Here is a 23363-nt window from a genome sequence, read left to right as displayed (position 1 = left end):
GTTTTTCTAACTGGAGGATGACATATGGATTTTAATATAGACTTCGTTTATTTAATAAGTTTGATTCCAGACTTATTACCATTTATACCACTTACATTATTTTTAGCGATTGTTACGATGGTGATTGCAGTTGTTTTGGGGATGGTTATCGCACTGGTGCTGCGATCAGGGATACCTGTCCTAACGCACTTAGCTATCGCCTATGTTTCGTTTTTTAGGGCAATTCCATCCCTGGTTCAACTTTTCTTAATCTATTACGGGCTGCCGCAGATTTTTCCTGCTCTAAGCGGAATGACGGCGATTGCTGCTGCTATCCTTGGTTTAAGTTTGAAGCAGGCAGCCTATTTAGCAGAAATATTTCGTGCTGCACTCGCTTCTGTTGATAAAGGACAAATGGAAGCTTGTCTATCTGTTGGAATGACAAGAGTTCAAAGCTTTCGCAGGGTTATTTTGCCCCAAGCGGTACGAAATGCAACGCCTGCAACAGGAAATATTTTTATTGGATTGATTAAGGAAACATCCCTGGCGTTTACATTAGGAGTTGTAGAGTTGTTCGCACAAGGGAGAATACTTGCCGCTTCCTCCCTGCGCTTTTTCGAGACGTATTTAGCCCTGGCGCTCTTATACTGGGCGATGATTATTATTTATACGTTTATTCAACAGGCGCTTGAAAAAAGAATGGAACGGCCATATCAATCATAAGGGAGTACGAATATGATTACGGTAAAAAATTTGAAAAAACAATTTGGATCTAATGTTGTGTTAGACGGAATCAACCTGGAGGTAAAAGAAGGGGAGGTTCTGGCAATTATCGGACCATCTGGTTCAGGAAAATCGACGTTGCTGCGTTGTTTGAATTTATTAGAAAAACCTGATGCAGGAGAATTGATTATTGGAGATAAAAAGATAAATGTTAAAAAAATGTCTTCCAAAGAAATTTATCAATTAAGACAGCAGACAGCGATGGTTTTTCAGCATTATAACCTATTTAAAAATAAAACAGCGTTGGAAAATGTAACAGAAGCGCTGGTTATTGCTAAAAAAATGAAGAAGCCAGAAGCTGAAAAAATTGCTATGGAAATATTAAATCAAGTTGGTTTAGGAGATAAGGTGCATCAATATCCGGTAACATTGTCCGGGGGACAGCAGCAGCGTGTAGGTATTGCTCGTGCGCTTGCAGTGAACCCGTATGCGATTCTGTTCGATGAACCAACCTCGGCGCTTGATCCGGAATGGATTTCTGAAGTGCTTCAAGTGATTAAAAAAATTGCAGAGCAGAACTCAACGATGATTATCGTGACACATGAGATGCAATTTGCAGAGGAAGTAGCAGACCGCGTTATTTTTATGGCAGATGGAAATATCATTGAGGAAAATACACCGAAAGAATTTTTCCATAATCCACAGTCTCCGAGAACAAAACAATTTTTAAGAAGGTTAGGAGCAGGTGAAGAAAATGTTTAAGGTAACAGAAGAACGGCTCAACGATTTAATCGAAAAACGCAGATACTTACATCGGAATCCAGAGCTTGCGTTTGAAGAGATAAATACGACAGCCCACTTAAAAAAATGGCTGGAAGAGAATGAAATCACGATTCTGCCTTTTGATATAAAAACAGGCGTTATTGCAGAAGTAAAAGGGGAACATGCTGGTCCGACAATCGCTATTCGTTCGGATATTGATGCATTGCCGGTCAAAGAAGAGACAGATGTGCCTTTCCAATCGGAAACAGAGGGGAAAATGCATGCATGCGGCCATGATTTCCATATGGTTTCTATTTTAGGTGCAGCTATTCTGCTGAATGAACAAAAAAATCAATTACATGGCGCTGTCCGTTTTATTTTTCAGCCGGCTGAAGAAGTAGCTCAAGGCGCAAAATATCTGGTAGAACAAGGTGTTTTAGAAGGTGTGGATGCTATATTTGGCATGCATAATAAGCCTGATTTGCCAGTAGGCACCATTGGTGTGAAATCAGAAGGATTGATGGCCAGCGTAGATAAGTTTGAAATAACGTTTAAAGGCATCGGCGGACATGCAGGGATTCCGCATAATGCAATTGATCCGATCGTGATAGCATCCCAGTATGTAACAAATGTACAGTCGATTATTGCCAGAAGAATTGACCTTTTTCATAACGCAGTCATCAGTATTACAAGCATTAATGGCGGGAATACGTGGAATGTAATACCTGATCAGGTGAAGCTGCAGGGTACAGTCCGAACATTTCAGCCGGAAGCACGTCAGGCCATTCCGGAGTTTATGCAGAATTTAGCAGAAACCACTGCTAAAGGAAATGGCGGCGAAGTAGATTTTGAGTGGGAAAGCTATTTACCGGTAGTAAATAATGCATCCCAGTATGAACAAACGGTGCGTGAGGCGGCTGCAGAAGCCGGGTATCAAGCCGTAGATGCTGTACCAAGCTCTGGCGGAGAAGATTTTGCTTACTATCAGAATTATATTCCGGGATTCTTTGTGTGGATGGGAGTCGATGGATCAAAAGAATGGCATCATCCAGAATTTGATTTGCAGGAGGATGCGATTGAAGTAGCGGCATCATTCTTCGCCACATTGGCTGTAAAGGTCCTGAAAAATGAATAATATGACAGAAGCCCTCGTTCAGAGGGTTTTTTCTGCTCCTGGCTGGGAAGATTTAAAAGCGGATACCAAAGAAAATTTACAAAAAGGGTTATTGGATTATCTTGTTTGCTGTCATGCCGCTGTTGCGTATGATACATATTTTCACCAAGTATGGAATGCACGATTATTTCCACATACAGCCTGCGAGACCGCACTGGTTATTGGGATGCGTGAAAAAGTTCATCCTTATGACGCCTGTTTTTTGAATGGATACGCTGCGCATGCTTTAGATCTGGATGATGTCCACTCGGAAATCCGCGGGCATCCATCGGCTGTTATTCTCAGCTTATTAATGGCTTTGGTGGAACAGAAGCAAGATACTGCCCGTTTTTTTGAGGCTTATTTAATTGGAGTAGAAGTGATGACACGCATATCCAAAATATTGGGGAAATCTCATTATGAAAAAGGATTTCATACGACAGCCACAGCGGGAATGTATGGAGCCGTTGCTGCTGGAGCGTATTATATGAAATTTCAAGAAAAAGAATTTAACCAAGCACTCGACCTATGTGTGTCGCAAATCAGCGGCTCCAGAAGCCATTTCGGAACACTTATCAAACCATTACACGCAGGGCTGACAGCACAAAAAGCGTGGCAAATTTTGCATTTGGTTAAACAAGGTGTTGCTGGTAATAGCAATACAATAACAGCTGAGAATGGATTGTTGTCCATGTTTGGAAATGAAGACAGCAGTATAGACAGTCTGCTTGATGAATGGGGGCTGGAATGGGCTGTTGATAAGCCAGGATTTTGGTTTAAGCTGTATCCTTGCTGCTCAGCAAACGCTCATCCAATTGATGCGACAAAAGCCTTGATGAGGGGCTGGGAAGTAGATTTGAAGCAAATCGCTTCGATTCAGCTTTATTTTCCTGAGAACGGTGATGCAGCGCTTATCTATACAAATCCGAAAAATGGGGAACAGGGACGTTTTAGTGCAGAGTATTGTGCAGCATTGCTGTTAACTGGAAGAGAGCTTTCCATGGAGGCTTTTTTATGGGAAGAGATACCGGAAGAGGTCAGTGCATTAATGAATAAAATAACAAGGGTGTATGATGAGAATATTCCATTTGCCTCTGTGAGTTATCCGGCGAATCGATATAGTATGATAGAAATCAGCCTGCGTAATGGGGATACAAAGCAAGCCCGCTGCGATATCCCGCATGGTTCTCCGGGTCATCCATTGAATCGGGAAGATTTGATAGAGAAAGCAAAAGAACTACTGCACCAAGAGGCGATGCCATTTATAGAAGTATTTCAGCAAGAAGAAACAGTCACATTAGAGAAATTGCTTCCTCTGTTAAAAGCAGAAAGCTGATCTAAAAAGGCCTGCTGGACGAGGTCTCTAAAAACCTCGCCCGGCAGGCCTTTTCCACGTTTAGAACAACGAATCAAACCATTTCTCAAGAATCCCCGTGTCCTCGATGGCATCATCCCGCTGATCGACATTTCCGTTATGACAGTATCCAAGCGGCTCGGTCCCTTTTTCATAAAACATGATTCTGCTTTTTTCACAGCTGGTATCGGCACGTAATCCGCTGACTGGATCGATTGGAAGTCCGACAACTCCGGAAGGCATGGGAAAAACATTTTTTCCGTCTTCGTCAATATTCTCCATATAATTTGCCCATATCTCTTTTGAAAAGGCTGCTTCCGCTACATTGGTTATTTCCCGGTGGTCATCATACCCAACCCAAATGCCGGTAGAGATAACAGGGCTGTATCCGATCATCCAGCTGTCAAAATCCGTTGTTCCCGATTTGCCGGCATAAATATCGGTAAGCTTATTTTGCAGGCTTGCTCCGGTGACACTGGTGTAGCTATTTAATGTTTCGTCAAACATTCCGGTTAGAAGCTGGGTCAGAATAAACGCTTTTTTTTCATCAAGAACGGGCTCGCTCTCCTCGGGACTGTGCGAATAAAGTGTTTTTCCATCCGCATCTGTAATTTCTTCAATAAGATATGGCGTGACTGCTTCCCCTCCATTGGCAATACGGGCATAGGCGTTCGTCAGCTCAATGACCGATAAAGAAGAAGTGCCGAGCGCCAGGGAAGGAACATTATTCAGGTCACTTTCTATCCCGAATTTTTCAGCTGTCTCGATAAATCGTTCTCCGCCTACATAAAGCGCGGTTTTGACAGCATAGATGTTATCTGATAATGCAATTGCCTCTGCTAGCGTGATAGGGGCATCTGCATAATACCCATTAAAATTACTCGGCTGGTAAGCAGAACCGTCTGCAAGCTCAAAAGTCGTTGCTTCGCTGGTTAAGGTCGTACTGGCTGTATAGCCATTTTCCAAGGCAGCATAATATAAAATAGGCTTAAAGGTAGAACCGGGCATCCGTTTGGCATCCATCGCCCGGTTGTAGCTGCTTTCTTTATAATTGGTTCCGCCAATCATGGCAGCTATTTCGCCAGTTTGCGGGACAATGGAAATGCCGGCAGCCTGTAAGTCGCTGCCTTCCTCAATGGTTTGAGCAGCGGCCTCTTCCATTTCTTGCTGATAATCGCTATTCAATGTTGTGTGCAGCTGATAGCCGCCGAGCTTTATTTCTTCCACGTCCTTTTCCAAAATCCGTGCGGCCTCCTTTAATGCTTCATCCTTAAAATAGGACGCTTCCTCCTCAGCTGGAGCCAACTGCTGATAAGCTAATTCTTCATTTATTGCCTCTTCGTATTCTGTCTCCGTAATCATTTCATTTTCCAGCATTCGATGGAGGATAAGCTGCTGCCTGTCCGTCGCATTTTCTAAGTTATTGAGCGGTGAATAATACGTCGGTCCCTTTGGAATCCCTGCCAGCATACTCGCTTCTGCCAGGGTTAACTGATGAGCAGGTTTTCCAAAAAAATAATTGCTTGCCGCTTCAATCCCGTGGGCTCCGTGACCGTAATAAATGGTATTCATATATCCTTCTAGAATTTCTTCTTTGGAATAAAACATTTCTAAACGAATGGCATAGAAGGCTTCTTGCAGCTTGCGGGACCAGGTTTTATCTGCAGATAGATAGAGATTTCTGGCATATTGCTGTGTAATCGTGCTGGCTCCTTCTTTTAACGAGCCGGAAATAAAATTATTCCACAGTGATTTCGCAATCCGGAAATAATCGAGGCCGTGATGATCAAAAAAACGATTGTCTTCAATCACCAGACTCGCCTGGACAGCGGAATCATCTATATTTTCTAAAGGAACCCATTCATAAGAGTCTCCAAATGTATCCTCAATCTCATTCCCTTCCCGGTCGTAAAACACAGCAGGAGATTGAGTGCTGAGACTTGGAGGGCCCATGAGATAGGCTAATAAGTAAATAGCTAAAAAACCAGTAATAATCAGCAGCACAACGCCGCCAATTAATTTATAGATTAGACGCAGCTTTTTTAATGATTTCATCCTTTATCGTCTCCAAAATAAATATGTCTTTGCAAAATGGTGATACTGGAGTTTATTTATTCTCTCTATTTATTATGGAAAAAGAACGGCTTTTATAAACGTGTAAAACGAAACTTGATTTAGTGGAACGCTTTTTTACTAAATTCTAGTTGAGTTAATCAGGAGATGAAGTAATCGTTTTTCCCCGCTCATGCCGTGATAAAGTTTTTTACACAGCAAGAGTATTGCTTATCATGGTGTTTTAAAGATATAATAAGTACACTATAAATATAAATTTGTAAACAAGATTAAAGGAGTACGTATGCAACATAATTCCGAGCATGTTAATATTACGCTGAAGACAGTGATTTATGACGTAGATTCCGGTGAACAGGAGACGCAGGAACAATCCTTCACGGGAGAATGGACGAAGAAAGGCAGCATCGATGTACTTAAATACGAGGAAGTAAATGAAGAAGCCGGAACGATTCAAAATATAATTATGATTCGGCCGGAGCGTGTCTCGATTAAGAGAACAGGTGTCATCCAAATGAATCAGCAATTTCAATTAGGCCAGAAAACAGAAAACATTTATCAGCATATGCATGGCAATATTCATATGGAAACTTTTACAGAATCGATTTCATTTACAGAGGATGCCATGCCGCGGGTGCTTGATATGAATTATACGATGAAGCTGAATGAACAACTCGAACGGAAGCATCAGCTCAAGCTTCGATTTTCAACAAAATAAGCAAAGATTTTCCCACCTTTAAGGAATTGGGAGCAGGTAAGCGGGAGAGAAATTGCCAAAAGTAAATCCGTGACAGAAGGAGCGGAACGTGAGTGGTATCCCTTTCTGGCATAAGAGCAGTCCACCTGTATGTCGTGTTCCTTAAACTGCCGGCGGGGATAGAAACAAGGAGGAAATAAGGAATGAATGTATTAGCACAAACAGAAGAAACATTAAAAGCGCAAATTCATACAGCTGTTCTTGCTGCAGAGCTTGCGACGGAGGATACGATTCCGGATATTATTCTGGAAACACCGAAGGATAAAGCGCATGGCGATTTTGCCACCAATATTGCGATGCAGCTGGCTCGAATTGCGAAAAAAGCACCGCGTCAAATTGCAGATGAAATTACAGCCAACTTAGATAAGCAGGCAGCGTCTGTTGAAAAAATTGATATCGCCGGACCCGGATTTATCAACTTTTATATGAAGCAGGATTTCCTAGGAGAAGTCATTGAAACCGTATTGGACGCTGGAGATGCTTATGGTACTTCAAAAGACGGCAACGGAGAAAAGGTTCAGGTTGAATTTGTTTCTGTTAACCCGACTGGTGACCTTCACTTAGGCCATGCGCGAAATGCTGCATTTGGGGATGTATTATGTAATCTTTTTGCAGCTGCAGGCTATGAAGTGGAGAGAGAATATTATATTAATGATGCAGGAAACCAGATTAACAATCTTGGTTTATCTGTAGAGGCTCGTTATTTACAGGAATTAGGGCGGTCTGTAGATATGCCGGAAGATGGCTATCACGGGCAGGCAATCATTGATATTGCGAAAAACCTTGTGAAAGAGGAAGGAGACGCCTGGACGGAGAAATCACATGAAGAGCGTCTCGATTATTTTAAAGAATATGGCTTAAAGGCTTCCCTGCGTAATATTGAAAATGATTTAAAGGATTTCCGTGTGGAATTTGACAGCTGGTTCTCCGAGCGTTCGCTTTTTGAAAACGACCAGATTGATGCTGCTTTACAAGTATTGGAAGATGGCGGCTATACGTATGAAAAAGACGGGGCATTATGGTTTAAGACGACTGCCTTTGGTGATGATAAAGACCGCGTCCTTATCAAGCAGGATGGAGCTTACACGTATTTAACACCAGATATTGCTTACCATAAAAATAAATTAGACCGCGGTTTTGACCAGATTATTAATGTATGGGGCGCAGACCATCATGGATATATTCCAAGAATGGGCGCTGCTTTGCAGGCATTAGGTTATCCAGTCGATAAATTCTCGGTAAAAATTATCCAAATGGTTAATCTGTTTGAAGCTGGCGAAAAGGTGAAAATGAGCAAGCGTACCGGTAAAGCTGTCTCCTTAAGAGAGCTGATGGATGAGGTAGGGATCGATGCGGTCCGATATTATTTCGTAGCGCGTTCCAATGATTCGCAGTTAGACTTTGATATGGACCTTGCCAAATCACAATCCAATGACAATCCGGTTTACTATGTTCAATATGCGCATGCACGTATTTGCACGATGCTGGAACAGGCGAAGAACAAAGGATTTGCAACAGATGGGGATTTTGATGCGTCCTTATTGACCGCAGAAAAAGAACTGGACCTGCTTAAAAAAGTAGGAGAGCTGCCGCAGGTGATCGCTGAAGCGGCAGACAAACAAATGCCGCATAAAGTCACGCAGTATGTATTTGATCTCGCTTCTACGCTGCACAGCTTCTACAATGCAGAAAAAGTATTGGATGCAGATAATCCAGAGCGTACCAGCGCACGTATTGCTTTGATGAAAGCAGTACGTCAAACACTGGCGAACGGCTTGGGTATCTTAGGTGTGAATGCACCGGAGAAAATGTAAAATAGAAAATGATAGGAAAATCCTGCAGAGAGATGGTTGATTTCTTTGTGGGATTTTCCTATCATTTTCGTAAAGCATACTTAAAGGAAATTATTGATCGTATTATCGTTATGAGAGAGCAGGTAACCAGAGAAAAAATAATTTTTCAGTCTCCTGCTAAAGATCATGAGAGGATTATTTTTGTTTTTATCAGCTATAATGAACGCTATCAACTATTATTAACGCCAAACATGATAAACCGCTAAAAATTATCATTATTTCCTCCAAATAGGTTGACTGAATGTTCATTCATGTTTTAAAGTAGAGATATAATTATTTTTTACACATATATGAAAACGCTGTCAATTTATATTATAATATAAAGAGGGGGAATCATCTTGGATACATTTCTGATGATTAATTGGATAGCATTTATAGCTGTAACAGGCTATGCATTATTCTTATTTGCCAAAGTCATCGCAACAAGAGTCGCCTATATCAGGCTCGGTAAAAAATCAGAGTTTGACGGCGAGATAAAGCTGCGGATCCAACGCATTATAAAAAATGTATTTGGGCAATCCAAGCTGTTAAAAGATAAAAAATCCGGCACGATTCACGTCATGATGTTTTACGGGTTCATTCTGGTTCAATTTGGAGCCATTGATATGTTTGTTAAAGGGCTGTCACCGGGGAATCATTTACCGTTTGGCGTGCTTTACCCGGGATTTGTCTTTTTTCAAGAGCTCGTTACATTAATGATTCTGGTGGCTGTGGTATGGGCTTTTTACCGCCGCTATATGGAGAAGCTCGTTCGTTTGAAAAGAGGCCTGAAAGCAGGGCTTGTCCTTATTTTCATTGGAACATTGATGATTTCTGTGCTGTTCGGAAATGGAATGGCAATGATTTGGCATGGACATGAATTAACATGGACGGAGCCGGTTGCCAGTGCTGTTGCCGGGTTATTCGGCGGCATTTCAGCAGGGGCAGCAATGGTTTTATTCTATATTGCCTGGTGGGTACATACGATAACATTGCTTACGTTCTTAGTGTATGTGCCGCAGTCCAAACACGCACACTTGATTGCTGCACCAATCAATGTCTTTTTGACGAAAAAAGTGCCTGGTAAATTAGAAAAGATTGATTTTGATTTAGAAGATATGGATGAAGAAAGTGAAGAAGAAATTGCTTTTGGTGTCGGAAAGGTAGAGGATTTTAAACAGCATCAAATGGTCGATTTCTATGCTTGTGTGGAATGCGGCCGTTGTACGGATGTTTGTCCGGCATCCGGAACAGGGAAAATGCTTTCGCCGATGGATATTATGATTAAGGTTCGAGATCATTTAACCGAAAAAGGCGCAGCGGTTACTGGGAAATCCGCGTGGGTTCCTTCCTATGCCTTTTCCGGAGCTGCCGGCAATCAGGCTTCTGCAAGCAAGGAAGCAGCTGCATCGGTGCAAAGCATGAGCTTGATCGGCGATGTCATTACCGAAGAAGAATTAGCTGGATGTACAACATGCCGAAACTGTGAGGATGCTTGTCCTGTCAATAATGAACATGTCGGTACAATTATCGATATGCGCCGTTATTTGGTGATGACAGAGGGGAAAATGGATTCTGAAATCCAGCGTGCTGTTATGAATATTGAACGTCAGGGCAATCCATGGGGCTTATCGAAGAAGGACCGGATCAAATGGCGCGACGAGGACGAATCGGCTTATATTCCGACAGTGAAAGAGCTGAAGAAGGAGGATAAATCCTTTGAGTATTTATTCTGGGTCAGCTCGATGGGCTCCTTTGACAGCCGCAGCCAGAAAATTGCGCTCAGCTTTGCTAAATTAATGAACCAGGCTGGCGTCAGCTTTGCCATTTTAGGAAACACCGAAGCGAATTCTGGTGATACAGCAAGACGAATTGGGAATGAGTTTTTATTCCAGGAAATTGCCGAGAAAAATATCAAGCAATTTACCAAGAATGACGTCACAAAAATTGTCACGATTGACCCGCACGCGTACAATATATTTAAGAATGAATATCCTGACTTTGGGTTTGAAGCAGAGGTCTACCATCATACGCAGCTGCTCTATGACCTTGTCATGTCAGGGAAGCTGAAGCCGCAGAAAGCAATCAATGAAAGATTGACCTATCACGATTCCTGTTATTTAGGAAGATATAACGGCGTTTACGATCCGCCACGGGAAATTTTGAAGGCTATTCCAGGCTTAGAGCTGGTAGAAATGGACCGCAGCCGCGAGAACGGGATGTGCTGTGGTGCAGGCGGCGGCTTGATGTGGACGGAGGAAACGACTGGAAACCGGATTAATGTGGCTCGTACAGAGCAGGCACTACAGGTGCAGCCATCGATGATTTCCAGCGCCTGTCCATACTGCTTAACGATGCTGAGTGATGGAACAAAAGCGAAAGAAGTAGAAGAGGATATTGGTACCATGGATGTGGCTGAAATTCTGGCACTATCTGTTTTAGAAGAAAAGGAAGAAAAAACAGCATAAAGGTATAGAGAGGATTGACGTCCTCTCTATATTTTCTACTGTCTATTGAACGAGCGTTCGTTCGAATAAATAAGGGAGGCTATATCGTATGAGAAAATCGGTTATTGTTTCAGGGGCACGGACCCCTTTCGGGAAATTTGGAGGGGCTTTAACGCCGTTAACCGCAGTAAATCTGGGAGCAAAAGCAATTAAAGCAGCATTGGAACGGGCAGACCTTAACGGTGCAGATGTAGAAGAGGTAATTATGGGAACCGTTCTGCAAGGCGGACAGGGGCAAATTCCATCCAGGCAGGCTGCTGTAGAAGCAGGTATTCCTTGGGAAGTAAAAACGGAAACAATCAATAAGGTATGTGCCTCTGGACTGCGCAGTGTGACGCTGGCTGATCAATTGATTCGCTTAGGGGAAGAGGATGTCATTGTAGCTGGCGGAATGGAAAGCATGAGTAATGCACCGTACTTCTTACCTGATGCCAGATGGGGAAATCGCATGGGTGATAAAGCGGTGAAGGATTTAATGATTCATGATGGTCTTACCTGTACCTTTACAGGAAATCACATGGGGAGCTATGGTAATGACACAGCTGCTTCCTTTGAAGTAACACGTGAACGCCAAGATGAATGGGCAGCCCGGAGTCAGCAGCTGGCAGTAGAAGCGATCGAATCAGGGAAGTTTGCGGATGAGATTGTTCCTGTAGAAATTCCTGTCCGTAAAGGAGAACCGATTGTGGTCAGCGATGACGAAACACCAAGAAAAGGTACGACGGTGGAAAAACTGGCTGCACTTCGACCTGCATTTGATAAGGACGGCACCATTACAGCGGGAAATGCACCTGGTGTTAACGATGGGGCAAGTGCTGTCGTCGTAATGTCTGATGAAAAAGCAAAGGAATTAAATAAAACACCGCTGGCAACAATTTTAGGTCATGCAGAAGTAGCAGTGGAGGCAAAAGACTTCCCGCAAACACCGGGCTTAGTAATCAATCGTCTGCTAGAAAAAACAGGTGTATCCAAGGAAGAAATTGATCTTTATGAAATCAATGAAGCATTTGCAGTAGTTGCACTGGCAAGCGGGCAAATTGCGGATATTGATGAGGAAAAAATCAATGTCAATGGAGGGGCAGTAGCACTGGGGCATCCAATTGGCGCAAGCGGTAACCGGATTATCTTAACTTTGATACATGAATTAAAACGCCGCGGCGGAGGAAAAGGCATTGCAGCGATTTGCAGCGGCGGCGGTCAAGGAGACGCAGTTTTAATTGAAGTACCGTCAAGTGAAGCGTGAGTTTAAACGATAAGTTTAAAACCCTTTGAAAAGGAGCGTATAATCATGACTGTAAAAGAAGTAATGGTAATCGGAGCAGGGCAAATGGGTGCAGGTATCGCACTCGTTTTTGCCCGTTCTGGCTATGAGGTAAAGCTGTATGATGCGGATATCGGGGCATTGAAAAGAGGAAAGCAGTATATTGAAAAGATATTTGAGAAGGATGTTGCAAAAGGGAAAATGGAAGCGGATACAAAGGAGCGGGCATTGAATCGCCTGCAGCTTGTTGTTGATTTGGATGCGGATCCAATTACAGCAGATTTTATTATTGAAGCAGTGGTAGAGCAGCTGGAAGTGAAAAAAGACGTGTTCCGCAGGCTGGATGAACTTGCGCCGTCGCATAGTCTTTTTGCAACCAATACCTCCTCCTTGCCGATTACAGAAATTGCAGCTGTTACTGGCAGGGCAGAACAATTTATCGGCATGCATTTTATGAACCCTGTTCCTGTTATGAAGCTGGTTGAAATTATTCGGGGCTTAGAAACGAGTGATGCGACGTATCAGACGGTACAGCAATTAACGGAAGCATTAGGCAAACAGGATGTGGAAGTGAAGGATTTTCCAGGGTTTGTTTCCAACCGTATCTTGATGCCAATGATTAACGAAGCCGTCTATACCGTCTTTGAAGGAATTGCCAGTATAGAAGATGTGGACCAGGTGATGAAGCTGGGGATGAATCATCCGATGGGCCCGCTGCAATTGGCAGATTTCATTGGCTTGGACACCTGCTTATCGATTATGGAAATTCTTCATGAAGGCTTTGGAGACAGTAAATATCGGCCGTGTCCGCTCCTGAGACAGTATGTGCAGGCAGGAAGACTTGGGAAGAAGGCGGGTAAAGGGTTCTACTCATATACTGATTAAGAGAAGGACTTCAAAAATTCCCCAAATGATAAGTGGCGAATCTTTGCGTTAACGTGTTTTTCCGCAGCGGTCGCACTAACCTAGCAGCATTTTGCTTGTTCCATCGTGAATCGTGGGAATCTTTTTGAAAATGTATTGAAAGTGAAAGGGGTGTGCATGTTGATTATCACACAAACAGAAGAACAAAAAATGTTAGTGAAAATGGTTCAGGACTTTGCCCGCGATGAAATTGCAAACGAAGTCGAGCGGATGGAAGAACAAGACCGGTTTCCTGAAGAAATTATCAAGAAGGTGGGGGAGCTCGGCTTAATGGGAATTCCCATCCCGGAGAAGTACGGAGGAGCGGGCATGGATTTCAGCTCCTATATCCGGGTGATTCATGAATTGTCGAAGGTCAGTGCAACCGTCGGTGTTATTTTATCGGTACACACGTCCGTCGGTACCAATCCAATCCTTTATTTCGGAACAGAGGAGCAGAAACAAAAATATATTCCGAGACTTGCTTCTGGAGAATATTTAGGCGCGTTTGCTCTGACAGAAGCGAATTCAGGATCAGATGCAAGCGGGTTAAAAACAACTGCTAAGCTGGTAGATGATACGTATGTATTGAATGGCTCCAAAGTATTTATTACTAATGGAGAATATGCAGATACCTTTATTACGTTTGCCAGAACAGGTGAAGCGAAAGATGACATCAGTGCTTTTATTGTGGAAAAGGATAGTCCCGGTCTGTCGATTGGGAAAAATGAAAAGAAGATGGGCTTAAAGGGTTCGAGTACGGTGGAATTAACCTTTGAGCAATGCCGTATCCCGAAGGAGAACCTGCTTGGCACGGAAGGGGAAGGCTTTAAAATTGCGATGGCTAACTTAAACATCGGAAGGATTGGGATTGCGGCGCAGGGACTGGGTATTGCCGAAGCAGCCTTAGATTATTCCGTTGCTTATGCGAAGGAAAGAGAACAATTTGGCAAGCCGATTGCAGCCAATCAGGGAATTGCTTTTAAGCTGGCTGAGATGGCAACCAATGTAGAAGCGGCGAAACTATTAACCTATCAGGCAGCCAAACGGATTGAAATGAATCAATCCTGTATCAAGGAAACATCGATGGCAAAGCTGACAGCGACGAAAACGGCCATGCAAAATGCCATTGAAGCGGTCCAAATTTACGGAGGGTACGGCTATACAAAGGAATATCCGGTGGAAAGACTGTTTCGTGATGCCAAAGTGACGGAAATCTATGAAGGAACAAATGAAATACAGCATATTGTGATATCCAAAGAGCTTTTGAAGGGGAGATAGAGATGGATTTTCAATTAACGGAAGAACAGGAAATGCTGCGGAAGATGGTCCGGGATTTTGCTGAAAATGAAGTGGAGCCGACAGCTGCAGAAAGAGATGAAGAAGAGCGGTTTGACAGAGCAATTTTTGATCAGATGGCAGCGCTGGGATTAACAGGTATCCCTTGGCCGGAAGAATATGGCGGAATCGGCTCGGATTACCTGAGCTATTGTATAGCGGTAGAGGAATTATCACGTGTCTGTGCTTCGACTGGAGTTACCCTTTCTGCCCACGTATCCCTGGCAAGCTGGCCAATCTATAAATATGGAAATGAAGCGCAGAAGCAGCATTTCCTCCAGCGTCTTGCAACGGGAGAAGCGCTGGGAGCCTATGCTTTATCCGAACCGGGCGCCGGAAGCGATGTTGTTTCGATGAAAACAACTGCCAAAAAGGATGGCGGCGATTATATACTGAATGGCAGCAAAGTATGGATTACCAATGGCGGCGTTGCTGATATTTATATCGTTTTTGCAAAAACAGATGCGGATCAAAAACATAAAGGCATCACTGCATTTATTGTTGAAAAAGGAACAGAAGGATTTACCTTTGGCAAGAAGGAAAAGAAGCTGGGTATTCGTTCTTCGCCGACGACAGAGTTGATTTTTGAAAATTGCAGGATTCCAGCTGAAAATGTGCTGGGTGAAGAAGGAGAAGGCTTTAAAATCGCCATGACGACCTTAGATGGAGGCAGAAATGGGATTGCTGCACAAGCTTTAGGAATCGCACAGGGCGCCCTGGATGCAGCGGCAGCGTATGCGAAGGAAAGAGAACAATTCGGCAAACCAATCGCAGCAAACCAGGGAATTTCTTTTAAACTGGCGGATATGGCTACGGAGATTGAAGCAGCCCGGCTATTAACCTATCAGGCAGCATGGCTGGAATCAGAAGGAAAGCCATATGGAAAGGCATCCGCCATGTCCAAATTATTTGCAGGAGATGCCGCGATGCGTACTACTGTCGAAGCAGTGCAAATTTTCGGCGGCTATGGATATACAAAAGACTATCCGGTAGAACGCTACATGCGTGATGCTAAAATTACGCAAATTTATGAGGGGACGAATGAAATTCAGCGGCTTGTTATCGGGCGGATGGTAACAAAATAAAGCACAATCTCTTTTAAAAGGAGGCTGAAAAAATGAGTGAAGATCAAATCCGCTCTTCTGTAAAAGACCAGGAGCTTGTGATGCGGCGCCGGAAGCAGATTATTGAAGGCGCCATGCGGCTGTTTCAGGAGAAAGGCTTTCACCGTACAACGACCAGAGAAATCGCGAAAGAATCCGGGTTCAGCATTGGCACGTTATATGAATATATCAGAACAAAAGAGGATGTGCTGTTTCTTGTCTGTGAATTCGTGCATGACCGGGTCCGAGATCAGCTGGAAGAAACGATTTCTGTGGGAAATCCGACGATGGAAAGCCTGCGGCAGGCGATTCGGCAATATCTTTATTTTATGGACACGATTCAGCCTGAAATTTTAATGCTCTATCAGGAAACAAAATCATTAAATAAAGAAAAACGTCAATTTGTCTTGGAGCAGGAGCAGAAGGTTGTCGGAATGATGGAGGAATTGTTGAACGTTTGTTTAAAAGAAAAACGGAGTACGAAAGAAATTCATTTCCTGGCTAATCATATTGTCGTCAGCGGGCATATGTGGTGTTTCCGCCGCTGGCTCATTCAAAAGGAATTTACCCTCGATGAGTATGTCGAGCTGCAGATGAAGCAAGTGGATTGCTGGCTGTAACTATAGGGAGGATTAGGGATTTTGCTATGTTAAGAGCTGACTAAAAGAGGGGGATAAGCATGACAGAAGAACGTTATTCGCCAAAGCATCCTATTCGTTTTGTAACGGCATCGAGCCTGTTTGATGGACATGATGCTTCCATTAATATTATGCGTCGCATTTTGCAGGCGAGCGGTGCGGAGGTTATTCATCTTGGACATAACCGTTCGGTAGAAGAAGTTGTCTATGCAGCAATCCAGGAGGACGCGCAGGGGATTGCTATCTCATCGTATCAGGGCGGGCATGTGGAATATTTTAAATATATGATTGACCTGTTGAAAGAACTGGATGCGGCTCATATTCAAGTATTAGGTGGCGGAGGAGGGACGATTCTCCCCCGTGAAATCAAAGAGCTTCATGATTATGGAGTAGCTCAGGTTTTTTCTCCCGAGGATGGGAGAAAGTATGGTCTGCAGGGGATGATTGACCGGATGCTGGAAAAATGTGATTTTCTTCCGCCGATTGATATAGAAAAAGATATGGAACGGTTAAAAGAAGGAGACCGTTTAGCAATCGGTAAATTCATTACCTTGATGGAAAACGGGGAGGAAGAAACGAAAAAGCAGGTATTAAAAAAACTTTCAGAGCAGCAACAACAGAAAATCCCTGTTCTCGGAATTACAGGAACAGGCGGAGCAGGGAAAAGCTCGCTGACAGATGAACTTATCCGCCGCTTTTTAAATGAAATTCCAGAGCGGAAAGTAGCTATCTTATCTATCGATCCATCCAAGCGAAAAACAGGCGGGGCATTGCTTGGTGACCGTATCCGTATGAACGCGATTTTTTCAGAGCGGGTGTATATGCGCTCGCTGGCGACCAGAAATTCCGGAACAGAGCTTTCTGATTCCATTCAGGATGCGATAAATGTCGTGCATGCATCAGACTATGATCTGATTATTGTCGAAACGAGCGGGATTGGGCAGGGTGATGCAGCGGTAACAGATATTACGGATTTATCCATGTATGTCATGACAGCGGAGTTTGGGGCACCGACGCAATTAGAAAAAATAGATATGATCGATTATGCCGATTTTATTGTGATTAATAAATTTGAGCAAAAGGGATCGGAGGATGCGCTGAATCAAGTCCGGAAACAATACGAACGCAGTCATATGCTATTCCATGAGGATAAAAGCCAATTTCCTGTTTTCGGCACAATAGCAAGCCAGTTTAATGATGAAGGAACGAACGCTTTATTTGCGTCCCTAATCGATCGAATAAATGCCGATTATCAGTGGGAAGGTGAGGTCTCCTTTCCGCGCCATGTTATCTCCGAAAAGCAAAATCAAATCATTACGAATGAGCGCAGGCATTATTTACGGGAGATTGCTTCCTATGTCCGGAATTATGATAAACGCGCCGGGAAGCAGCAGGAAATTGCTTCTAAACTTTATCGGTTAACCGGAGCCAAGGAGGACACAGAGGAAGCTATTGCAGCTTCATTGAATCAAACCATTATGAGCTATGAACAGCAATTAGATGGGAATTCCAGACAATTACTGGAGAATTGGGAGACTTTAAAAGAAAGCTATCTTGGGGATACCTTTACGTTTAAAGTAAGAGATAAAGAGATTACGATGGATTTAACAACAGAGTCTCTCTCGGGATTAAAGATTCCAAAAGTAGTGCTGCCGAAATACCAGGATTGGGGAGACCGTCTTTATTGGTTAATGCGGGAAAACGTTCCCGGAGCCTTTCCTTATACGGCAGGTGTATTCCCATTTAAACGAAAAGGAGAGGACCCGACGAGACAATTTGCCGGTGAGGGTACACCGGAACGGACCAACCGCCGCTTCCATTATCTGTCTAAAGGGGAGGAAGCAAAACGGCTCTCTACAGCATTTGATTCGGTGACTTTATATGGAGAAGATCCTGCAGAACGTCCGGATATTTACGGGAAGGTAGGCAACAGCGGCGTAAACATTTGTACATTAGAGGACATGAAAAAGCTCTACAGCGGTTTCGATTTAACAGACCCTTTAACGTCTGTCTCGATGACAATCAATGGTCCGGCGCCTATTATTTTAGCGATGTATTTTAATACGGCCATTGACCAGCAGGTGGATAAGTTTACCGAGGAGGAAGGACGTCCGCCGACAAGGGAGGAATTTGATCAAATTCAGGCAGAAACTGTCTCTGTCATCAGAGGAACTGTGCAGGCAGATATTTTAAAGGAGGATCAGGGACAGAATACCTGTATTTTTTCAACCGAATTTGCTCTGCGGATGATGGGGGATATTCAAGCATATTTTATAGAGAATAAGGTACGTAATTATTATTCTGTTTCCATATCCGGTTATCATATTGCAGAGGCTGGCGCAAACCCGATCACCCAGCTGGCGTTCACGTTAGCAAACGGATTTACCTATGTGGAATATTATTTAAGCCGCGGAATGGATATTAATAAATTTGCACCGAATCTCTCCTTCTTCTTCTCAAATGGTCTAGACCCGGAATATACCGTGATAGGCCGGGTAGCGAGAAGAATCTGGGCAATTACCATGAAGGAAAAGTACGGTGCTAATGAACGCAGCCAAAAGCTGAAGTACCATGTGCAGACCTCAGGGCGGTCCCTGCACGCGCAGGAGATTGATTTTAATGATATCCGTACTACATTGCAAGCGTTATTAGCTATCCAGGATAATACGAATTCCCTGCATACCAATGCTTATGATGAAGCAATCACGACCCCGACAGAAGAATCTGTCCGCCGGGCGATGGCGATTCAGATGATTATTAATAAAGAGTTTGGACTCGCGAAAAATGAGAATTCCTTACAAGGGTCCTTTATTGTTGAAGAGTTAACAGATCTTGTGCAGGAAGCGGTTCTGCAGGAATTTGAACAGATGAATGACCGCGGCGGTGTTCTGGGTGCGATGGAACGCCAATATCAGCGCGGGAAAATTCAGGAGGAATCGCTTTATTATGAGGGAAAGAAGCATTCGGGAGCATTGCCGATCGTAGGGGTGAATACGTATTTAAATCCCAACCCGCCTTCAGAGGAAGACATTGATTCCATGGAGCTTGCCCGGGCAACAGAAGAGGAAAAAATGCATCAAATTAATGAACTGCGTCGTTTTCAATCAGAGCATAAAGATCATGTAGAAGAAGCTCTAAAACGATTAAAACAGACAGCAGTAACAGACGGAAACATCTTCCAAGAACTGCTGCACACTGTCCGCCACGCAAGCCTTGGAGAAATCACCAGAGCACTCTATGAAGTCGGCGGGCAATACAGACGGAACATGTAATATCCAGAAACCCGTCTCGGCATTTGTAATACCAGCTCGTGCTCCTTTAGAAGCAGAAGAAATGGTATGTTTAAATCCAGCGTAGATCTGAACAACTTTCACTGGATAATTGCAATCAAATGTGTTTATAATGTAAAATAGATTTATTGTGAAGAATTGGGGATGTTCATCCAAGTCATTGGTTGATATAAGTGAATAATTATGTTGGCAATACTAGCTAGCGACGGTTTTGATGGGGCGAGTAACCGCAATGGTTTTCGGTGGGACGAGTAATCGCAGTCCCAGTCCCGGAGGAAAAATACGGAGACTCCTGGTCGGCTAAGAACGGTCACGTCCTGTGACCAACGACCGACACTAGGACGTCCTGTCCGTCGTGGGAAAGCGCGGAGGGAAGACCCCGCAGAAAAAAAGCGTACTTCTTTTTTTCTACCCGCAGGGCATAAGTGCGACTATGCTTCTGTCTACGCCTGCCGGCTTGCCATTCAGCAAGTCTTCTTTTCACCCGCGGGGCATAAGTGCGACTATGCTTCTGTCTGCACCTGACGGCTTGCCAATCAGCAAGTCTTCTTTAAAGGAGATGAGCTCGGGGCCTACGGAAAGCGTAGTGCTTTTCCGTAGCGGTCACTATGAGTCATGATAACATCTATTTATAAACCATAGATTTTGGTGTCGATCTCAAAATAGCATATATAATAATCATTGATAGCATAGATGGGTATGATTATTTTCTAAAAGGAGTGCATGAGCGTGAGTTTGAAAGAATTAACACAAGAGCAAATTGACGATTTATCCATGATTGAATTAGGTTCCCTCATTCTAAAAGAAAAAAATAAAGCAATCCCTTTTCAAGATTTATTTTCTCAAATAGCAGAGTTAAAAAACTTATCCGAAGAACAGAAAGAAAATTTGATTGCACAATTCTATACAGACATGAATGTTGACGGACGTTATTTAACATTAGGTTCCGGTGTATGGGGACTAAAAAGCTGGTATTCGGTCGAACAGGGAGAAGAAGAAATTACGGAAGAACCGAAAAAGCGTAAGAAAAAGAAGAAAGCTGCAGTGCAAGACACAGAAGATATCCATGATGATTTAGACATAACTGATGAAGACATCGATGATATGCTGGATGATTTCGATGATGACGTAGAAGATGCGGATCTGGAAGAAATTGAAGATGAAGTAGACGACGTTATCGGCAAGGACGATCTCGATGAATTAGATTACGATAATGAAGACGATCGTTAATCATTAATGTACAAAGTTGATAAGCTGGGGCAAGTTGATCATCATTCGACTTGCTCCAGCTTTTTGTAATAAAGCGGGAAAACGTGATAGGAAAAAAACATGTTTTTTCAGTGCTTGACATTTACATAGACTAACAGTAGAATCTTTATTGGGCTCTTTGAATATAATTACAAAGCGTTTCCCCTGAGAGATGAGAGGGGAAACGCTTTTCTTGTTAGATAGAGAAATAAATTGAAATAGTTTTGTGTGATAGCTTTTACCATCTATGTAAATGCTACGGACAGGACAATCATTCCAAAGAACGGCCAATTTTATCACGGAGAAGCCCACGTAAACCTCCCGCCTCAAAATAAATGTATTTGGGCGAGAGATAACGGGCGCTAACTCCCTGAATCACTTAATCAATGCACAACATAAAATAAAGAAAGAAGGATGAGAACAAGTGACAAAGTATATTTTTGTAACTGGCGGCGTAGTATCATCGCTTGGAAAAGGGATTACAGCAGCTTCATTAGGACGTTTATTAAAAAACCGCGGATTAAAAGTAACGATTCAAAAATTTGATCCGTACATCAACGTAGACCCTGGGACAATGAGTCCTTATCAGCATGGGGAAGTATTCGTGACCGAAGATGGCGCTGAAACAGATTTAGACCTTGGACATTATGAACGCTTTATTGATATCAACTTAAACAAATACAGCAATATTACAACAGGGAAAGTATATTCCAGTGTCATCCGCAAAGAGCGTCACGGCGATTACCTTGGCGGAACAGTACAGGTTATTCCGCATATTACCAATGAAATCAAAGACCAGGTATTCCGTGCAGGTGAAGCTACTGGCGCAGATGTTGTTATTACAGAAATCGGCGGAACTGTCGGCGATATTGAGTCACTGCCATTCTTAGAAGCTATCCGCCAAATTAAAAGTGATGTTGGCCGGAATAGTGTGATGTACATCCATTGTACGCTTGTTCCTTATATTAAAGCTGCAGGCGAAGTAAAAACGAAGCCGACACAGCATAGTGTAAAAGAGCTCCGTTCTCTTGGAATCCAGCCAGATGTGATTGTATTACGTACCGAAATGGCAATTACTAAGGAAATGAAAGAAAAGATTGCTTTATTCTGTGACATCAATGAAAAATCGGTTATTGAAATGATGGATGCAGATACGCTGTATCAAGTTCCTATTGCTTTACAGGAGCAAAATATGGATCAGATTGTTTGCAACCATTTTGGGTTAGATTGCCAAGATGCAGACATGGACGACTGGAAGGAACTCATTAATAAGGTTCGTAACCTGTCTAAAAAAGTCGAGATTGGTCTGGTCGGGAAATATGTAGAACTTCCTGATGCTTATCTTTCTGTTGTTGAATCCTTAAAGCATGCCGGGTATGATTTTGATGCGAATGTCAATATTCATTGGATCAACTCTGAATTATTATCAGAAGCAGAGATTGAAACAGCATTATCGAAAGTAGACGGGGTTATCGTTCCTGGCGGATTCGGTGACCGTGGTATCGATGGGAAAATCCATGCGATTCGTTACGCGCGTGAAAACAAAATCCCGTTCTTTGGAATTTGCTTAGGCATGCAGCTGGCTACTGTGGAGTTTGCCAGAAATGTAGCAGGCTTAGAAGGCGCACATTCTGCAGAAATTAATCCGGGAACGCCATACCCGATTATTGACCTGCTTCCAGAGCAAAAGGATATTGAAGACTTAGGCGGTACATTGCGTCTTGGATTATATCCATGCCATTTAACAGAAGGCACGAAAACAAAAGAAGCGTATGACGGTGCAGAGGTAGTGGAAGAAAGACATCGCCATCGTTATGAATTTAATAATGTGTATCGGGAGCAAATGGCAGAAAAAGGGCTTGTTTTCTCTGGGACTAGCCCGGATGGACGCCTTGTAGAGACAATTGAAATCCAGGATCATCCTTGGTTTATTGCATGCCAATTCCATCCGGAGTTCACTTCTCGTCCAACCAGATCGCAAGGATTGTTCAAAGGATTTATCGGCGCGGCTGTGGAAAATAAAAAATAAATGATAAAAGCAAAAAGGAGATATTCATCTATCACAGATGAGTATCTTTTTTTGTATTCACGCTGAGTTAACAGCAAGTATAAGTACTTTAATCGCTTATCAAAATAAAAATATAGGAACAATTTCCTCGACAACTATGCTAAAGTATGGTTAAAGTATTTTCCGTGGGCAGAAATACATCACAGAAGCAATTGCACCTATACTATCCCATAGTGCCGGAGAAAAAACGGCTGATTCACCATTGTGTTATGTAAATCTTATCCCCTGTTTTTTGGAAGAATAAGGTTTATTGAAAATAGCGAAAGGAGCTGGATCTCATGGAGACAATGGCTGCTTTGGCTGGCAAAAGGCCGGGAGGAATGATGAGCGGTGGTGTATAATTTTCACCTGTGAATACACATCTAAACGAATGGTGG

General features: G+C 43.1%; 17 protein-coding genes. 16 read left to right on the top strand and 1 reads right to left on the bottom strand.

The annotated features are described in order from the left end of the window. Positions 1-24 precede the first annotated feature (24 nt). The 4 genes from MKX55_RS20965 to MKX55_RS20950 are packed head-to-tail and all read left to right on the top strand — an operon-like array spanning position 25 to position 3953. Complete coding sequence (locus MKX55_RS20965) at positions 25-702, top strand: amino acid ABC transporter permease (protein WP_339180437.1); 678 nt, start codon at positions 25-27, stop codon at positions 700-702. Between the two features lie 12 nt (positions 703-714). After that, on the top strand, positions 715-1464 hold the full coding sequence (locus tag MKX55_RS20960) for an amino acid ABC transporter ATP-binding protein (protein WP_339180434.1): 750 nt from the start codon (positions 715-717) through the stop codon (positions 1462-1464). After that, positions 1457-2599 carry an amidohydrolase gene (locus MKX55_RS20955; protein ID WP_339234721.1) on the top strand — a complete coding sequence of 381 codons (1143 nt, stop codon included), beginning with the start codon at positions 1457-1459 and terminating at the stop codon, positions 2597-2599. Before MKX55_RS20960 ends, MKX55_RS20955 begins: the two co-directional genes overlap by 8 nt. Then, the gene (locus tag MKX55_RS20950) at positions 2592-3953 is read left to right on the top strand and encodes an MmgE/PrpD family protein (RefSeq protein WP_339234719.1); all 1362 of its coding nucleotides are present in this window, start codon (positions 2592-2594) and stop codon (positions 3951-3953) included. The genes MKX55_RS20955 and MKX55_RS20950 overlap by 8 nt, the downstream gene beginning before the upstream one ends. A 60-nt stretch (positions 3954-4013) precedes the next feature. On the opposite strand, the gene MKX55_RS20945 is transcribed toward MKX55_RS20950, so the two are convergent. Then, positions 4014-6026, bottom strand: coding sequence for a PBP1A family penicillin-binding protein (locus MKX55_RS20945; RefSeq protein ID WP_339234717.1), 2013 nt, complete (start codon positions 6024-6026; stop codon positions 4014-4016). A 301-nt stretch (positions 6027-6327) separates the two neighbouring features. Here MKX55_RS20945 and MKX55_RS20940 point away from each other — a divergent pair, with 301 nt between their 5' ends. From MKX55_RS20940 to MKX55_RS20885, 12 genes are all read left to right on the top strand, one after another. After that, on the top strand, positions 6328-6759 hold the full coding sequence (locus MKX55_RS20940; RefSeq protein ID WP_339234714.1) for a DUF1934 domain-containing protein: 432 nt from the start codon (positions 6328-6330) through the stop codon (positions 6757-6759). Between the two features lie 182 nt (positions 6760-6941). Continuing rightward, positions 6942-8612, top strand: coding sequence for an arginine--tRNA ligase (gene argS, locus MKX55_RS20935; protein WP_339234712.1), 1671 nt, complete (start codon positions 6942-6944; stop codon positions 8610-8612). Positions 8613-8620: 8 nt separating this feature from the next. Continuing rightward, the gene (locus MKX55_RS20930; RefSeq protein WP_339234710.1) at positions 8621-8857 is read left to right on the top strand and encodes a hypothetical protein; all 237 of its coding nucleotides are present in this window, start codon (positions 8621-8623) and stop codon (positions 8855-8857) included. Positions 8858-8989: 132 nt separating this feature from the next. Further along, positions 8990-11098: a (Fe-S)-binding protein gene (locus MKX55_RS20925; RefSeq protein WP_339234707.1), complete on the top strand. Its 2109-nt coding sequence runs from the start codon at positions 8990-8992 to the stop codon at positions 11096-11098. An 88-nt stretch (positions 11099-11186) separates the two neighbouring features. Next, positions 11187-12380 (top strand): acetyl-CoA C-acetyltransferase, encoded by a 1194-nt coding sequence (locus MKX55_RS20920; RefSeq protein ID WP_339234705.1) that lies wholly within the window; start codon positions 11187-11189, stop codon positions 12378-12380. 45 nt (positions 12381-12425) lie between these two features. Beyond that, complete coding sequence (locus MKX55_RS20915) at positions 12426-13283, top strand: 3-hydroxybutyryl-CoA dehydrogenase (RefSeq protein ID WP_339234703.1); 858 nt, start codon at positions 12426-12428, stop codon at positions 13281-13283. A gap of 159 nt (positions 13284-13442) precedes the next feature. Beyond that, a complete protein-coding gene (locus MKX55_RS20910) occupies positions 13443-14582 on the top strand; it encodes an acyl-CoA dehydrogenase (RefSeq protein WP_339238590.1) in 1140 nt (379 codons plus the stop codon). Positions 14583-14584: 2 nt separating this feature from the next. After that, positions 14585-15724: an acyl-CoA dehydrogenase gene (locus MKX55_RS20905; protein ID WP_339234700.1), complete on the top strand. Its 1140-nt coding sequence runs from the start codon at positions 14585-14587 to the stop codon at positions 15722-15724. A gap of 32 nt (positions 15725-15756) precedes the next feature. Beyond that, entirely contained in the window at positions 15757-16362 is a 606-nt protein-coding gene (locus MKX55_RS20900; RefSeq protein ID WP_339234699.1) for a TetR/AcrR family transcriptional regulator, read from the top strand. A gap of 59 nt (positions 16363-16421) precedes the next feature. Next, positions 16422-19652 (top strand): fused isobutyryl-CoA mutase/GTPase IcmF, encoded by a 3231-nt coding sequence (gene icmF / locus MKX55_RS20895; RefSeq protein WP_339234697.1) that lies wholly within the window; start codon positions 16422-16424, stop codon positions 19650-19652. A gap of 747 nt (positions 19653-20399) precedes the next feature. Beyond that, complete coding sequence (gene rpoE / locus MKX55_RS20890; RefSeq protein WP_339234695.1) at positions 20400-20900, top strand: DNA-directed RNA polymerase subunit delta; 501 nt, start codon at positions 20400-20402, stop codon at positions 20898-20900. A gap of 442 nt (positions 20901-21342) precedes the next feature. After that, positions 21343-22947, top strand: coding sequence for a CTP synthase (locus tag MKX55_RS20885; RefSeq protein ID WP_042529456.1), 1605 nt, complete (start codon positions 21343-21345; stop codon positions 22945-22947). Positions 22948-23363 lie beyond the last annotated feature (416 nt).

It is taken from the genome of Oceanobacillus sp. FSL W7-1281 (assembly GCF_037969835.1).
GTDB classification, from domain to species: Bacteria; Bacillota; Bacilli; order Bacillales; family Amphibacillaceae; genus Oceanobacillus; species Oceanobacillus oncorhynchi.
The sequence above is the reverse complement of the archived record's forward strand: the minus strand, read 5'-3'. Positions and strand labels throughout refer to the sequence as shown.

Coding starts and splice junctions, on each gene's coding strand:
- MKX55_RS20960 (WP_339180434.1), top strand. CDS start 715: ATGATTACGGTAAAAAATTTGAAAAAACAATTTGGATCTAATGTTGTG.
- MKX55_RS20965 (WP_339180437.1), top strand. CDS start 25: ATGGATTTTAATATAGACTTCGTTTATTTAATAAGTTTGATTCCAGAC.
- MKX55_RS20940 (WP_339234714.1), top strand. CDS start 6,328: ATGCAACATAATTCCGAGCATGTTAATATTACGCTGAAGACAGTGATT.
- icmF (WP_339234697.1), top strand. CDS start 16,422: ATGACAGAAGAACGTTATTCGCCAAAGCATCCTATTCGTTTTGTAACG.
- MKX55_RS20945 (WP_339234717.1), bottom strand. CDS start 6,026: ATGAAATCATTAAAAAAGCTGCGTCTAATCTATAAATTAATTGGCGGC.
- MKX55_RS20915 (WP_339234703.1), top strand. CDS start 12,426: ATGACTGTAAAAGAAGTAATGGTAATCGGAGCAGGGCAAATGGGTGCA.
- MKX55_RS20930 (WP_339234710.1), top strand. CDS start 8,621: ATGATAGGAAAATCCTGCAGAGAGATGGTTGATTTCTTTGTGGGATTT.
- MKX55_RS20955 (WP_339234721.1), top strand. CDS start 1,457: ATGTTTAAGGTAACAGAAGAACGGCTCAACGATTTAATCGAAAAACGC.
- MKX55_RS20900 (WP_339234699.1), top strand. CDS start 15,757: ATGAGTGAAGATCAAATCCGCTCTTCTGTAAAAGACCAGGAGCTTGTG.
- MKX55_RS20950 (WP_339234719.1), top strand. CDS start 2,592: ATGAATAATATGACAGAAGCCCTCGTTCAGAGGGTTTTTTCTGCTCCT.
- MKX55_RS20905 (WP_339234700.1), top strand. CDS start 14,585: ATGGATTTTCAATTAACGGAAGAACAGGAAATGCTGCGGAAGATGGTC.
- argS (WP_339234712.1), top strand. CDS start 6,942: ATGAATGTATTAGCACAAACAGAAGAAACATTAAAAGCGCAAATTCAT.
- MKX55_RS20920 (WP_339234705.1), top strand. CDS start 11,187: ATGAGAAAATCGGTTATTGTTTCAGGGGCACGGACCCCTTTCGGGAAA.